Below are 15,398 nucleotides of genomic sequence, written 5' to 3'. Positions count from 1 at the left end.
ATAAATGCGCTTCCCGAGAGAAAACCTTAGCCTTCGCTCTTGTCAGCTTCAGCTGCAGGAGCAGCTTCTTCAGCAAGAACAGGCTCTTCAAGGAGTTCTTCAGATTCGCCGAGATCGATACCCATAGAACCGGATGCGCGTGCGATGCCGTCAATAGCAGCGCGTGCGATCAGGTCTGTGTAAAGAGTAATTGCACGACCAGCATCATCGTTACCCGGTACAGGGTAAGTAATGCCATCTGGATCACAGTTGGAATCCAGGATCGCAGCAACCGGAATGCCCAGACGACGAGCTTCCTGAATTGCGTTAGCTTCGCGGTTGGTGTCGATAACAAAGATCAGGTCGGGAATACCGCCCATGTCTTTAATACCACCAAGGTTGCGCTCAAGCTTCTGACGCTCACGGTCAAGGAACAGACGCTCTTTTTTGGTCATGCGGTTTGCATCACCACCGTCGAGCAGTTCTTCAACTTTACGCAGACGCTGGATGGACTGAGAGATCGTCTTCCAGTTGGTCAGCATGCCGCCGAGCCAACGAGCGTTTACGTAGTACTGAGCAGAGTTGCGAGCAGCTTCTGCAACAGCTTCCTGAGCCTGGCGCTTGGTACCAACCAAAAGCACGCGACCACCAGCAGCAACAGTGTCAGACACAGCTTTAAGAGCCTGGTGCAGAAGCGGAACTGTCTGACCAAGATCAAGAATGTGAATGTTGTTGCGAACACCGAAGATGTAGTTGTTCATCTTTGGGTTCCAGCGGTGCTTCTGGTGACCAAAGTGGACGCCTGCTTCAAGAAGCTGACGCATAGTAAAATCAGGCAAAGCCATGCCTTTATTCTCCTTAGTTTTCCGGTTTAATCCTCCGCAGGGCAGCACAACCGTGCAACTCTCTAACCGGATGGAGCTCGCCACAAGGACAAACCCCGCCCTGCGTGCGGGATGGGGCGCTTATAGAACCCCTTTTCAAGAAGATCAAGCACTCAAGGATTAAGATCAACACATAGGCCCGAATTAGTAAAACAGATACTCTCCAGCCCTGTTTGCACAACTACAAATTTTATCATCTCCACCACAGCAACCAGACACCAAACCAAACTGTGGGTATGCGCATTACATATTAGTAATTCCGAAAAGTTATAGTTAACAAAACATCAACAAAACGACTCAATTCGGACACATTTTAAAATGGCACCAAACAAACTGATAGTAGCAGCACTTGTGGCTTTGACATTGAGTGGCTGCGCCAAAACCGTCAAGCTCTCGGACATTGATGCAAAGACGATCTCCAAATCCTCAGTAAAGCCCATCAAAAACCGACATGTGAGAGAAGGTCACATCAACACCCATGGCATCCAGCATGGTCTGCTGGGTATTGTTGTGACCACAGCCATGAATGCAGCCTCTGGCGCCTATGGCGAGATGGCCTCCATTCCCGCAGCGAAGCACGATCCACAAACCGCCATGCGCGACCGGTTGACCAAATATCTGCAGAGCACCCACAAGTTCCGCTTTAAGGGCACGATCAAGGGCCCATATAGCAAACCGACCATCAGCGAGGAGAAACGCGCAAAAGCTCTCACAAAGCTCGCCAGAGAAACCGGTTACTCTGGTTATTACTTGGATGTATCAACTGTCACCTATCAGTCAGAAATGCAGGGCGCAGGCTGGTTCGCAAATCTCGCTTACCGCTACCGCGGACGCGCACTCCTGGTTTCCGCCAAGGATGGCAAAATCCTCGCTGCCTCAACCTGCAACGTTACTGATCATGCCGATTTAACTGATCTGGCTGAGAAAGGACAAAAGAGTGTAGACCGCTTCGCCAGAAACCTCGGTTACTCCTGCGCTGAACAGGTCATACAGAAAATCTTTTAGTATCGGAGCAACTGGCATGAACACCAATAAACGCAACATGCTCTAAAATAGAAAACCCCGCCGAACATCTTCCGCGGGGTTCTTTTTTTGCATATACCGAAGCATCCTAGGACATCTGGACGTCCATCACGCCCGGTAGGGTTTTCAACGCACCAGACAGTTGCGGTGAAAGCTGATAGTTTCCGGGGAGTTTGACCTCCACTTCGCGCTGACCGTTATCCAGCAGCACAACGCAGCTCACTTCACCATCACCGCCGCGGCGGAGTTGGCGCTGCAAACTCTGGATCGGTTCACTGGATCCGAGGAAAATTCGCAGGGTTCGATGCACCCTGCCCGCCACTTTCTCCAGCGGCTCTACCTGTGAAATGCGAACACTGACTTCCTCATCACGCATATCTGCCTGCACCAGCAGCACAACAGATTGCCCCGGCTCCAGCAAATCGCGGCATTGGTTCAGCGTCTCAGAGAACATCACCGCTTCATACTGCCCGGTCGGATCAGAAATACGAACGATGCCCATCTGGTTGCCGGTACGGGTCTTGCGCTCCTGCTTTGCTGTCACAGTGCCTGCAAGACGCCCTGCGGAAGACCCAGCCTTCACAGAGCGCTCAAAATCTTTCCAAAGCTGCACACGCAACTTGGTGAACAGCTCGCGATACTCATCGAGCGGATGGGCTGAAATGTAAAAGCCGACCGCCGCATATTCTTTTTGCAGCCGCTCGGATGGCAGCCAAGGGTCTGTCGGATTGAGGATCAAAGGCTCTGGCGCATTGTCTCCGCCAAAGAAATCATTTTGACCAGATGTCTTATTCTCTTCCGTCCGCTGTGCCATCCCGATGATGCGATCCAGACCGTCAAGCAACTGCGCACGGTTTGGATTAAGTTCGTCAAATGCGCCAGCAGCGATGAGATTCTCGATCGTGCGCTTATTAAGAACCTTCGGACTGATACGCGTTGCAAAGTCACCCAGATCCTTAAACGGTTCATCTCCACGCACATCAACAATGTGTTCAACCGCCTGCTCGCCCACACCTTTGATCGCACCCATAGCGTAAACGATCTTGCCGTCAAGCACGCCAAAATGCACACCGGATTTATTGACGGAGGGTGGCACGACCTCGATACCCATACGCACCGCTTCCTGACGGAAGTCACTCAACTTGTCCGTATTACCCAGATCAAGCGTCATGATGCCGGCGAGGAACTCAACCGGATAATTCGCTTTCAGCCATGCAGTTTGATAGGCCACAAGCGCATAAGCAGCCGCGTGGGATTTGTTAAAACCGTAGTTCGCGAACTTGGCCACCAGATCGTAGATCATCCCGGCCTGATTTTTATCGACCTTCTGCTCAACCGCCCCCTCAACAAAGCGGGCGCGCTGGATCTCCATTTCAGCCGCGATCTTCTTACCCATCGCACGGCGCAGCAAATCCGCTTCACCAAGAGAGTAACCAGACAGCACCTGAGCAATCTGCATCACCTGTTCCTGATAAACGATAATGCCGTTTGTCTCGGTCAGGATTGGCTCCAGCAACGGGTGGAGATAATCAGGCTCCTGCTCGCCATGTTTTACCGCGTTGTAGATCGGGATATTGTCCATTGGGCCCGGGCGATAGAGCGCCACCAGAGCAATGATATCCTCAAACCGGTCAGGCCGCATACCAGCAATGGCGCGGCGCATGCCCTGACTTTCCAGCTGGAACACACCAACCGTCTCACCAGCAGCCAGAAGCTTATAGGTCGCGGGGTCATCAATCGGTATTTCATCGATCTTAACTTCAATACCGCGCTTCTTGATGTGCGAAACCGCAGTATCAATCACTGTCAGCGTTTTCAGACCCAAAAAGTCAAACTTGACCAGACCGGCCGCTTCAACCCATTTCATGTTGAACTGAGCAACAGGCATGTCAGAACGAGGATCTCGGTAAAGCGGTACCAGCTGCTCCAGCGGACGGTCCCCAATCACCACACCCGCCGCGTGGGTAGACGCGTGACGATAAAGTCCTTCCAGCTTCTGCGCCATCTTCAAAAGGCGATCGACAACCTCTTCCTGCTTGGCTGCTTCACGCAGCCGCGGCTCCTGCTCCAAGGCCTCTGGCAATGTGCACGGATTGGCCGGGTTGCCGGGCACCAGTTTACTTAGGCGGTCCACCTGACCATATGGCATTTGCAGAACACGGCCCACGTCGCGCAGCACCGCCTTGGCCTGCAGCGTTCCATAGGTGATGATCTGTGCCACCTGCTCGCGGCCATACTTGCGCTGCACATAACGGATCACTTCTTCACGACGGTTCTGACAAAAGTCGATGTCGAAATCCGGCATGGACACGCGGTCCGGATTCAGGAAGCGCTCGAACAGCAACGAGAACCGCATTGGGTCAAGATCGGTGATGGTCAGTGACCAGGCAACAAGCGACCCCGCACCGGAACCACGCCCCGGTCCCACAGGAATGTCCTCATTCTTCGCCCACTTGATAAAGTCCGCAACGATCAGGAAGTATCCAGGAAACTTCATACGGATAATGATGCCAAGCTCATAATCCAGACGGTCCCAGTAATCTTTCTCTTCAAGGTCAGGTGCCAGCCCATGCAGATCGAGACGCGCCTGCAAGCCTTCCTTCGCCTGCCGCGTCAGCTCTTCCGCCTCGGCACGCTCCGCTTCGCCAGCATCAGCATCCGCACCAGCAAAGCGTGGCAGAATAGGATCTCGCTTCAAAGGCCGGTAATGGCAGCGCCGCGCAATCGCCACGGAGTTCTCAAGCGCCTCCGGAAGATCGGAGAACAGCTCCATCATCTGCTCACGGGTTTTGAAGCAATGATCCGGCGTCAGCTGACGGCGATCCGTCTCGACAAGAACACGACCTTCGGAAATCGCGATCAGGGCATCATGCGCTTCATAATCATCCGGATTAGGGAAATAAGCCTCGTTGGTCGCAACAATTGGAATATTCAGATCATAGGCAAGGTTCAGGAGCGCAGGCTCAACATCTTCCTCGCCTTTCATATTGTGGCGCTGCAGTTCCACATAAAGACGATCGCCAAATGTGGACTGCAAAACCTCTAGGCGAGACTTGGCAAGATCAACATGCCCCTCTCGCAGTTGCGAGTTAATCGGGCCATCACTCGCACCGCTCAGAACAATCAAGCCATCGGATTTACCCAACACACGTGAAAGAGGAACATTGGCTTTGAGCCCCGGCTCTGTATCAAGAAAGGCTCTTGATACAAGATCCATGAGGTTCTCATAGCCCCCTTCATTCACGGCAAGAAAAACCAGATCACTGACGGCTTCATCTCCCACCGCGTCAGGCTGATCGTCAAAGGTCACCGATATCTGACAACCAATGACAGGCTGTATACCCGCGCCAAAAGCTTTTTCAGAAAACTCAAGCGCACCAAACAAGTTCCCGCTGTCAGTAATGGCCAGCGCCGGTTGTTCATCCTTGGAAGCCAGATCAAGCAGCTTTCCAATTGGGAGAGCTCCTTCCAGCAATGAATAAGCCGAGTGAACACGGAGATGGACGAAACCTGGAGATGACATCTGGAGCCTTTTGGTTCGCAAGGTATGTGCGACAGTAGCACCTCATTTGGAGGACCCAAAAGCAAAATGCAATTGCCTGGCAAATCGCACCACCGGTTATCCCGAGTTTCCCAACCTCTCTTCCTCAGTATTTTCTAAGGAAGCATCCGGGTCAGCGCATCACCCCACATCAGGCAACTGCTTGCAAAAAGAACGATAGAACCGAATGCTGCTGCTTCACGAAGTACAAATGACATAACAAACACCCTTATTTTGAACCCTATTTGTATTCGTTATGTTCTATCAATGTTCTCATTCTTTCAACCCTTAATTTGGCTGGGTCAAACTCATAGTTAATGAGTGGTATACGCATTCCTCCTCCAACATCACCACTCAAACACAGCAAGGTATTTCCCTCAGCAACTCAACAAGTTGCTGAATCAATCAGCGTTAACGCCGCAGGTAAGTATCGCGGAACACCAGCCTTGCTTGAGCACTCAGACAGAGAGAACAACAGGCATCAAAACAAGAACATCTCCCAAAAACAAAAATGCCAGCGAACAGGTCGCTGGCATTTGATTCTCAATGGAACGCACTCTCGTTTCCAATTTAAGGAAGCTCGACCACCTTGCCTTCGCGCAGTGTAATCCGTCGGTCCATCTGTTTTGCAATTTCCAGATTGTGGGTTGCCAGCAAGGCCGCCACACCGGAGGCACGAACCAGCGCAGTCAGTGCCTCAAACACATACTGCGAGGTGTTCGGATCAAGGTTCCCCGTTGGCTCATCCGCCAACAGAACACGCGGTGCATTGGCAACCGCACGCGCAATCGCAACACGCTGCTGCTCACCACCGGAAAGCTCAGCCGGACGATGAGTTTCCCGCTCAGATAAACGCATATAAGAGAGCAGCTGGCGCGCGCGCTCTTCTGCATCCTGACGTTTCAGTCCGCAAATCATCTGCGGCAACGCAATGTTTTCCAGCGCAGTAAATTCAGGCAGCAACTGATGGAACTGGTAGACAAAGCCCACCTCAGTCCGCCGAATGGCTGTGCGCGCATCATCATTGAGCTTGGAACATTCCCGCCCGCCAATCAGCACCTCACCGCTCTGCGGCATTTCCAAAAGGCCAGCCAGATGCATCAGCGTAGACTTACCTGCGCCGGAGGGCGCCACGAGCGCAACCATTTCCCCTTCATAGAGGTTAAGGTCAGCGCCCTTCAGAATTTCCAGTTTGCTGTTGCCCTCAACATAACCGCGGACAACATTCTTCAAACTCAGAACAGGAACGCGTTCCTCACCCTTAAGCGAAACACCAGAAACCGGTTTTGTTGGTTTATTCATCATTCGTAGCGCAAAGCCTCAACAGGATCGAGCCGGGCTGCGCGCCAGGCAGGGTAAATCGTAGCAAGCAGGCTCAAGACCAAAGCCATAATAACAACACTGGTCGTCTCACTTGGATTCATTTCAGCCGGCAGCTTTGAAAGGAAGTAAAGCTCAGGCGAGAACAGCTCGGTCGAGGTCAACCAGGAAATCCCCTGGCGAATGCTCTCAATGTTCCAGCACACCACAGTACCCAAAATAAACCCGGCAAACGTACCAATGGTTCCAATGCTGGCCCCCGTGATGATGAAGATCCGCATCACCGCGCCGCGAGTTGCACCCATCGTACGCAGCACGGCGATATCACGGCCCTTATCTTTCACAAGCATGGTCATGCCGGAAATGATATTCAAAGCCGCAACAAGAACAATCAGCGTGAGGATCAGGAACATCACGTTACGCTCAACCTCAAGCGCTGAGAAGAACGTCATATTGCGCTGGCGCCAGTCAGAAACGAACACAGGCCGTCCAGCCTCTTCTTCAATGACAGGTCGCAGCGGACCAACAGCATCCGGGTCATCAGCATAGACCTCAATGCCCGTCGCCAGACCTTCTTTATTGAAGTACAGCTGTGCTTCATTAAACGGCATGAAGGCAATCGTACCATCATATTCGCTCATGCCAATCTGGAAGATCGCAGAGACCGGATAGCCCTTCACGCGCGGGGTCATCCCCATCGGCGTGATGCTGCCACGCGGCGTAATCACGCGAACCGTATCACCAACAGTCACACCCAGCTGACGCGCAAGACGAGAGCCAATGGCAACACCTTCACCATCATCAAACCCATCCAGCGTTCCAAGCAGAACGTTCCCGGACACCAGATCCAGTTTATCAAGATCAGCCTTATGAACACCGCGGAACAAAGCGCCCAGATCAGCGCTTGGTCCGGAGATCATCGCCTGCCCTTCAACAAACGGCATAGCAAAATCAACACCGTCGATGCCAGCCAGCTTGACCGAGGTCGCCTCATAGTCATTGAGCGGGCTATCGATGGGCTGCACGAGCACGTGTCCGTTGATGCCAAGAATTTTGGTCAGCAGCTCCGTACGGAACCCGTTCATCACCGCCATAACGATAATCAGAGTTGCAACGCCCAAAGTGATGCCCAAAAAGGACAGACCGGCAATAATTGAAATGAAAGTTTCTTTGCGTCTGGAGCGCAGATAACGCCCTGCCAGCATCCACTCAAAGGGTGCAAACCACCGGTTCTTTCCGGGATGAGCCGCCTGAATCTCTGCCGTCATACTAGACTATTCTCCGTTTCCGCCTGTTCAACTACCCCGTGGAATATAGGGAGCATGAAGAGCAAGTGCCATAAGCTCTGGCAAAAAGGCCCGGCAGCAGAAAGGCCGCCGGCACCTAGCATACCATTGAAGCTGCTGAGTTACCCCAAGCTTCGCTGATATCAGCCTTTTAAGGCAGAAATCAGTTTGTTGACAGCCGCTTCCGGGGTCAACATTTCGCGATCACCAGTTGCACGGTCTTTGACTTCCACTTCACCAGTCTTCAGACCACGTGGGCCAACAACCAGCTGATATGGCAGACCAATCAGATCCATGCTTGCAAATTTCTGGCCTGCACTGGTCTTGCGGTCATCATAAAGAACCTCAACGCCCGCCTTTTCCAGCTCCGCGTAAACGCTCTCACAAACTTCATCGCACTCAGAACCAACCTTCATGTTGATCAAACCAACATGGAACGGCGCAACTTCTTTTGGCCAGACAATGCCATCATCATCATGGCATGCTTCAATGATCGCGCCCAGCAGGCGGGACACACCAATGCCGTAGGAACCCATGTGAACAGGCTGTTCCTTGCCTTCAGCAGTCATCACTTTCGCGCCCATAGGCTCGGAGTATTTGGTGCCGAAGTAGAAGATGTGGCCAACTTCAATACCGCGTGCAGAAACCTTTTTGTCTTCTGCAACAGCCTCAAAGGCAGCTTCGTCATGCATCTCATCAGTTGCAGCGTAAGGCGTGGTCCACTGCTCAATAATGCCGGAAAGGTCACCATTGAAATCAATATCTTCCGCCGGAGTTGGCAGGCCAAGAATATCCTTATCAAGGAACACTTCGCTCTCACCGGTAGACGCCAGCACGATGAACTCGTGAGACAGGTCGCCGCCGATTGGGCCAGTGTCCGCCTTCATAGGAATTGCAGTCAGACCCATGCGGGCAAAGGTGCGCAAATAAGCGACAAACATGCGGCGGTAGGCTTCTGTTGCCCGCTCTTTGTCCAGGTCGAAGGAATAAGCATCCTTCATCAGGAACTCACGACCGCGCATCACGCCGAAACGAGGACGCACTTCATCGCGGAACTTCCACTGTATGTGATAAAGGTTCAGCGGCAGGTCCTTGTAGGAGCGCACATAGCTGCGGAAGATGTCAGTGATCATCTCTTCATTGGTTGGGCCAAAGAGCATTTCCCGTTCATGACGGTCTTCAATGCGCAGCATTTCTTTGCCGTACGCATCATAGCGGCCACTTTCGCGCCACAGGTCAGCAGGCTGAATGGTTGGCATAAGCAGCTGGACAGCACCGGAGCGGTTCTGCTCTTCTTCAACAATACGCTGAATCTTGTTGAGCACACGGTGGCCAAGCGGCAGCCATGCATAAATCCCGGCTGACTGCTGACGGACCATACCCGCACGCAACATCAGGCGGTGCGATACGATCTCGGCTTCTTTCGGAGTTTCCTTCAAAATAGGCAGGAAATATCGGGACAAACGCATTAGTTTAACTCTTCAGGTTTAAAGGCACGCAAGCTCTGGCTCACCACCAAACATCATTTCTATGTCTTCTTAGCAAGCAGAACGCCTGTTGTAACTGCCAACATGGTTATATGCCAATTTTCTAAGACATATTTCCCCATACACGCAGCTTTTTGCCTACACCTTTGGGTTCAACTCACGGAATCTCCGAAAAATTATAGCTAAAATTTTAGGCAAGCAAAAAATTGCGGCGAATTGATACAAAATGATGACAAACTAATGTGATTACGTTAGTGTCTGTTCAACAACAAAAACAACACCCTTAAGCGGTGTTGCAAGGTATCGCGATCTTTAGTCTTGGGAGGAAGGTTCTCGGGCGCCCGTTTGGTTGCAGCCGGCACTCTACGCAAGTGCAAAGAGAACATTTAGACGCGGAACTCGTTCTAACAGCAAGGCTTCGGCCTTGCTTTTTTTTCGCCAATTTCTGCCGTTTCACTCCATGATATTCTATGAATACCGCATTCAGTTTACTCATATCAGCATACTCACCAGAGTCTGAATACAGCAGGGACAAGTGTCTCTCTAACAACACCCCTCTAAACGCAAAAAAAGCGATTCCAGAGAATCGCTTTTTTTGACACTTGATGGATTTGCTCTGTAACTCGCTGATTTTACGCCACACAATTGATGTGTAAAACCAAAATCAGGAAGGAGCATTGCCCATTAATTGATCAACAAGTGGAAACAGATGCGCGCCAAGGCCGGACTCAAGGAACCAATAGAAGGCAACGAACACAATTGTCGTTACAATCGTGTTGATGATCACCTTCTTCAGCATCTGAGGATTTTTGGGCGCGCTTTCAGTCGTTCCCGGAACAACTTCGCCCTCTTCCGCCTGAGTGCGAACACCAAACGGTAAAATGGCTAGGAACAAAATCCACCACATCATAAAGTAGAGTGCAACGAGTAGCGGCGTAGCCATAAATGTGCTCCTGGAACGTTCTTGTTTCTTCTGCAGCTGGTCACCTTACTGTTGTATCACAAAGCAACCAGCGCACTACAGGTTTTTACCTACAAGAATTAGGCCCGAACCGAAAGCCTTCCAGTTTCCTCAAACCACAAGTCTTTCAAGGCAAACTTAAGCCTGTTCCAACTCGGTCAATGTTCCAAGGAAGTCTTTTGGGTGCAAGAACAACACCGGCTTGCCATGTGCACCAATCTTCGGCTCACCATCACCCAGAATCCGGGCTCCGTTAGCAACCAGCTGATCGCGCGCTGCAAGAATGTCATCAACTTCATAACAGATGTGATGGATACCACCTTGCGTGTTACGCTCCAGAAACTTGGAGATCGGAGAATTCTCGCCAAGCGGCTCCAGCAGTTCGATCTTCGTGTTTGGAAGCTCGATAAACACGGTCGAAACACCATGATCCGGCTGTGCCACTTTTTCTGAGGCAATGCCGCCGAGTGCATCACGATACACCTTCAGGCCTTCTTCCATATCCAACACGGCAATCGCGACGTGGTTCAATCGTCCAATCATGACGGTCCTCCCAATAACTCTTTGTTCTAGAGCGCGTTCCATTCGATTGCACACAATCAAATGACAAGAAGCTGCCCAAACAAAATGTCAGAGCACAGCACCTATCTGCAGATGAACGCCTATGAGTTCTAAGGAACAGATTTCATTCACAAAGTCCATTGGATCAAAAGTCAAAGGCCGCAGATGATATGCTCATTTGCGGTCTTTGATTATCTCGAAAAATGTGTCTGAGGATCAGACGCGTTGCACCAATGCTTTACAAAGAGGCTTCTTGCCCCAATGCTCTACAACTGCATAACGCCCCGCCCGTCTGGCAGCTTCACGCACCAGTTCCACATCACGGCGGCGGCTCTTTGGAATGGAAATCACAGCTCCATAAACAGCATCACGAACGGCATCCTCAAACGGTGTCCCGTTCTCAGTCTCATCCGGCATCCCGAACAGAACCACATCGATATCGCCAAGCAACTCACCACGGCCATCCACGATCAGCGAAACCGTCACGCAGCCACCATAAGAAAGCTTGCGCCGTTCCTGAACACCAGTTTCCTCAGGAGCTGCAATCAAATGACCATCGCGAACCAGAATACCGGCAGGTGCTTCATCAATGACCTCAAGCCCACCCGGATGTAGGCGCACCATGTCGCCATCACGGATGATCTTAACGTCCTTCACGCCTTTACTGATCGCAAAGTCCTTATGACACTGCAGGTGCAGCGGCTCACCGTGAACCGGCAAAACTTTCTTCGGGCGCACAAGATTGTAAACCTGATCCAGCTCACCACGACGCGGATGACCAGACACGTGCACCAGCGCATCACGATCTGTCACCACCTTCAACCCTTCGTGGGTCAGCTGGTTGATGATATTGGAAACAGCCTTCTCATTGCCTGGAATGGTCCGACTGGAGAAGATAACCATATCACCAGCAGACAGCGCGACCTGGCGGTGCTGATCACCTGCAATACGGGCCATCGCAGCGCGCGCTTCGCCTTGCGAACCAGTGCAAAGAGCAACAACCTTATCACGCGGCAAAGATCCATAGGTCTCTTCATCACGGAATGGCGCCAATCCATCAAGATAGCCCAGATCACGCGCGATCTCGACGGTGCGCTGCATACTCCTGCCAATCACAACAATCTCACGCTCTGCCGCCATTGCCGCTTCTGCAACCGCGCGCATACGCGCAACGTTGGAGGCAAACGTGGTCACAGCAACGCGGTTCGGTGCCTCTTTGATAATCCGTGTCAGCTCTTCCTTAACATCCGCTTCACTCGGGCTGACCCCGTCACGGACTGCATTGGTGCTGTCACAGACAAAGACATCAACGCCTTCATCTCCCAGTTCACGCAAACGCTGAAGGTCGATCGCCTTGCCAATGCCCGGTGTCAGATCGATCTTCCAGTCACCGGAATGCAACACCAGCTGACCGCCAACACGAATAGCCAGAGCACACGGCTCCGGGATCGAGTGGGTCATGGTCACCATCTCAATATCAAAGATACCGGCTTTGAAACGATCTCCCTGATTAACAACGGTCACCGGAATTTCATAATCCGCACCATCGCCAATCAGCTTGGCTTCCAGAAGGCGAGCAGTGAACTCGGTCGCGTAGACCGGCAGTTCCAAGCGCTTCCAGAGGTAGGACAATGCGCCGTAATGGTCTTCATGAGCATGCGTAATGACGATGCCATCAATGCGAGACCGCTCTTCTTCCAGAAAACGAATATCTGGCAGAACAAGGTCGACACCCGGCAATTCCGGTCCGGCAAATGAGACACCAAAATCAACAATCAGCCAGCGACGGTCGTCCTCAGGTCCATATCCATAAAGACCAAGGTTCATTCCAATTTCACCAACACCGCCCAAAGGCAGGAATACGAGCTCTTGAGTGCTCGACATCTAAGACTCCTTCAAAGCATATCCCCAATAAATGGTTCCGGTTCTCGGAATGAGAATATGCGTATAAACTCTAGAGCGCGTTCCGTTTGATTGGGACCAATCAAGCAACAGGAATTCGCTCAAACAAAAGAACTAAGAGCGAGATGCGTGAATGCTAATGAACGCAACTTGCTCTATGTCCTGACAGACGTGTGGCCTTGGTATTCAAAAAGCCAGCAGAACACGCTTTGCACGTCTTCAGGAAAAGAAAACATCTCCGGCTGTCACCAGCCGCTCGCCACCATGATCCATCTTGACGATCAGGCGACCCATTTGGTCGATGTCCATAAAGACACCGGAAAACTCTTCATTGCTCAGGCGGACACGGATCGGTTTCCCGCGCCCCACGGCGCGTCGCAGCCATGCAGATCTGATCTCTTCAAACCCACTGGCAGCTTTCCACGTTTCCAGCCATCGTGCAAAACTTTGCGCAAGTGCGTCAAAGACCTGTTGCGGCTCACACATGTATCCCATGCTGCGTAAATCTGTAACAGCATAATCACCCAAATCTGGGTGATGAGACACGTTGACGCCAAAACCGCACACAAGGCACAGCTCACCATTAGGCCCACTTTCGCTCTCAAGCAATATGCCAGAGACTTTTTGTCCGTCGATGAGCACATCATTCGGCCACTTCAGCTGCACCAGATTGTGCGCACCTGTTGCCCGTTCAATAGCCTCTCCAAGAGCAAGAGCAGCCACAAAGGGCAGCTGAACGATCTTCTCGTTCTGTACACCCACCCGCAGCAACACTGAGGCAAACAGATTGCCGGTCTCCGAAGTCCACGCCCGTCCACGACGTCCGCGCCCGCTCAGTTGAATATCGGAGCGGACCCACAGATTACCTGGATGCCCTTCCCGTGCCTTGTGCAGGCCGTGAGTATTGGTGGATCCGATCTGGTCGTAGTACTCAAAACAAAAGCCCGGTGCAGATCGCACCGGGCCTTCGTCTTTTAATTGTCCAAGGTTCATCATAGGAAACTAGAACAGAACGCCAGCCGCATTGGCAGCCGCATTCATAATTGGTTCCGGCATGATGAAGAACAGTCCGACAACTGCGCTGGAAAGACCAAGCACAATTTTCATTTCACCGGACATTGGCAGGAACTCGCCAGTCGCATCATCAAAGAACATGACCTTGATCACACGCAGGTAATAGTAAGCAGCCACAACGCTGGTCACCAGACCAATCACGACCAATGGAGCAAGACCTGCATCCATCGCAGCGATGAACACGTAGAACTTACCAAAGAAGCCGATAAGTGGTGGCAGACCGGTCAGAGAGAACATGATCACTGCAAGCAACACTGCCATTGGCAGGTTGGTCTTGGAAAGACCTGCAAGATCGGAGATCTCTTCAACCATGCCTTCCTTGCGGCGCATGGACAGGATGCAAGCAAACGCACCCAGTGTCATCGCAAGATAGGCAGTCATGAACACGATCAGACCGTGGACACCAGCTTCAGTACCAGCTGCCAGACCAACCAGAGCGTAACCCATGTTACCAATGGAAGAGTATGCCATCAGACGTTTGATGTTCTTCTGACCAATCGCAGCAAAGGCACCAAGACCCATGGACGCGATAGCGATGAACACAACGATCTGCTGCCAGTCCGTAGTCACATTGCCCAAAGGCTCAACCAGCACACGGATCAGCATACCGAACGCAGCAATCTTAGGTGCTGCAGCAAAGAACGCAGTAACCGGTGTTGGTGCACCCTCATAAACGTCCGGGGTCCACATATGGAATGGAACCGCAGAGATCTTGAAGGCAATACCTGCCAGCATGAACACGATACCGAACACCAGACCAAGGGATGCACGATCGTCTGTCAGAGCCGCCGCGATGCCAGTAAAGTCAGTGTGGCCAGTAAAGCCGTAGATGAAGGACATACCGTAAAGCAGCATACCGGAAGACAACGCGCCAAGGACGAAGTACTTCAGGCCAGCCTCTGTTGAACGAACAGAGTCACGGTTAATCGCAGCCACCACGTAAAGCGCCAGAGACTGCAGCTCAACACCCAGATACATGGAGATCAGATCGTTGGCTGAAAGCATCAGCATCATACCAACGGTCGCGATCACGATAAGGATCGGGTATTCAAAGCGGTCAAAGTTCTGAGAACGTGCGTAAGCAACGGACATCGCAATCGCAAAGCCGGACCCGATCAGCACCAGTATTTTCATATACTGGGAGAACGCGTCCTGTACGAATGCGCCGTCAAATGTTGTGCCGTAATGCGGGCTCACCAGCAGGATCAGACCCGCAACAGTGAGCAACGCAACGCAGATACCAGTTACCAGCGGAGTGGATTTCTCTCCACCAAAAGCTCCAACCATCAGCAGGACCATTGCGCCGAGAACCAGAAGGATCTCGGGCAATACCGGCATTAGATCAGGAATAGCTAGAAGCTCAGCATTCATGAGTGCACG

General features: G+C 51.9%; 11 protein-coding genes. 1 reads left to right on the top strand and 10 read right to left on the bottom strand.

From position 1 onward, the window contains the following. Positions 1–26 precede the first annotated feature (26 nt). Complete coding sequence (gene rpsB, locus DHN43_RS19710) at positions 27–824, bottom strand: 30S ribosomal protein S2 (RefSeq protein WP_057465538.1); 798 nt, start codon at positions 822–824, stop codon at positions 27–29. 357 nt (positions 825–1,181) lie between these two features. Here rpsB and DHN43_RS19705 point away from each other — a divergent pair, with 357 nt between their 5' ends. Continuing rightward, positions 1,182–1,868 (top strand): hypothetical protein, encoded by a 687-nt coding sequence (locus DHN43_RS19705; protein ID WP_108819762.1) that lies wholly within the window; start codon positions 1,182–1,184, stop codon positions 1,866–1,868. A 106-nt stretch (positions 1,869–1,974) separates the two neighbouring features. On the opposite strand, the gene dnaE is transcribed toward DHN43_RS19705, so the two are convergent. The 9 genes from dnaE to nuoN all read right to left on the bottom strand — a co-directional run bounded on the left by dnaE (position 1,975) and on the right by nuoN (position 15,389). Next, complete coding sequence (dnaE, locus tag DHN43_RS19700) at positions 1,975–5,409, bottom strand: DNA polymerase III subunit alpha (protein WP_108819761.1); 3,435 nt, start codon at positions 5,407–5,409, stop codon at positions 1,975–1,977. A 588-nt stretch (positions 5,410–5,997) separates the two neighbouring features. Then, complete coding sequence (locus tag DHN43_RS19695) at positions 5,998–6,729, bottom strand: ABC transporter ATP-binding protein (RefSeq protein WP_208995529.1); 732 nt, start codon at positions 6,727–6,729, stop codon at positions 5,998–6,000. Beyond that, entirely contained in the window at positions 6,729–7,952 is a 1,224-nt protein-coding gene (locus tag DHN43_RS19690; RefSeq protein ID WP_082597131.1) for a lipoprotein-releasing ABC transporter permease subunit, read from the bottom strand. The genes DHN43_RS19695 and DHN43_RS19690 overlap by 1 nt, the downstream gene beginning before the upstream one ends. A 224-nt stretch (positions 7,953–8,176) precedes the next feature. Beyond that, positions 8,177–9,502, bottom strand: coding sequence for a proline--tRNA ligase (gene proS / locus DHN43_RS19680; RefSeq protein ID WP_057465596.1), 1,326 nt, complete (start codon positions 9,500–9,502; stop codon positions 8,177–8,179). 682 nt (positions 9,503–10,184) lie between these two features. Then, the gene (locus tag DHN43_RS19675; RefSeq protein ID WP_057465597.1) at positions 10,185–10,463 is read right to left on the bottom strand and encodes a DUF1467 family protein; all 279 of its coding nucleotides are present in this window, start codon (positions 10,461–10,463) and stop codon (positions 10,185–10,187) included. Positions 10,464–10,619: 156 nt separating this feature from the next. Next, positions 10,620–11,024: a methylmalonyl-CoA epimerase gene (gene mce, locus DHN43_RS19670; RefSeq protein ID WP_057465598.1), complete on the bottom strand. Its 405-nt coding sequence runs from the start codon at positions 11,022–11,024 to the stop codon at positions 10,620–10,622. A gap of 234 nt (positions 11,025–11,258) precedes the next feature. Then, positions 11,259–12,926, bottom strand: a complete 1,668-nt coding sequence (locus tag DHN43_RS19665; protein WP_108819759.1) for a ribonuclease J — start codon at positions 12,924–12,926, stop codon at positions 11,259–11,261. Between the two features lie 237 nt (positions 12,927–13,163). Then, positions 13,164–13,904, bottom strand: coding sequence for a biotin--[acetyl-CoA-carboxylase] ligase (locus tag DHN43_RS19660; RefSeq protein WP_208860436.1), 741 nt, complete (start codon positions 13,902–13,904; stop codon positions 13,164–13,166). Positions 13,905–13,946: 42 nt separating this feature from the next. Beyond that, positions 13,947–15,389: an NADH-quinone oxidoreductase subunit NuoN gene (gene nuoN / locus DHN43_RS19655; RefSeq protein WP_057465600.1), complete on the bottom strand. Its 1,443-nt coding sequence runs from the start codon at positions 15,387–15,389 to the stop codon at positions 13,947–13,949. Between the last annotated feature and the right edge of the window lie 9 nt (positions 15,390–15,398).

Source organism: Pseudovibrio sp. Alg231-02, assembly GCF_900143565.1.
Lineage (GTDB): Bacteria > Pseudomonadota > Alphaproteobacteria > Rhizobiales > Stappiaceae > Pseudovibrio.
The sequence above is the reverse complement of the archived record's forward strand: the minus strand, read 5'-3'. Positions and strand labels throughout refer to the sequence as shown.

Coding starts and splice junctions, on each gene's coding strand:
- rpsB (WP_057465538.1), bottom strand. CDS start 824: ATGGCTTTGCCTGATTTTACTATGCGTCAGCTTCTTGAAGCAGGCGTC.
- DHN43_RS19705 (WP_108819762.1), top strand. CDS start 1,182: ATGGCACCAAACAAACTGATAGTAGCAGCACTTGTGGCTTTGACATTG.
- dnaE (WP_108819761.1), bottom strand. CDS start 5,409: ATGTCATCTCCAGGTTTCGTCCATCTCCGTGTTCACTCGGCTTATTCA.
- DHN43_RS19695 (WP_208995529.1), bottom strand. CDS start 6,729: ATGAATAAACCAACAAAACCGGTTTCTGGTGTTTCGCTTAAGGGTGAG.
- DHN43_RS19690 (WP_082597131.1), bottom strand. CDS start 7,952: ATGCTGGCAGGGCGTTATCTGCGCTCCAGACGCAAAGAAACTTTCATT.
- proS (WP_057465596.1), bottom strand. CDS start 9,502: ATGCGTTTGTCCCGATATTTCCTGCCTATTTTGAAGGAAACTCCGAAA.
- DHN43_RS19675 (WP_057465597.1), bottom strand. CDS start 10,463: ATGGCTACGCCGCTACTCGTTGCACTCTACTTTATGATGTGGTGGATT.
- mce (WP_057465598.1), bottom strand. CDS start 11,024: ATGATTGGACGATTGAACCACGTCGCGATTGCCGTGTTGGATATGGAA.
- DHN43_RS19665 (WP_108819759.1), bottom strand. CDS start 12,926: ATGTCGAGCACTCAAGAGCTCGTATTCCTGCCTTTGGGCGGTGTTGGT.
- nuoN (WP_057465600.1), bottom strand. CDS start 15,389: ATGAATGCTGAGCTTCTAGCTATTCCTGATCTAATGCCGGTATTGCCC.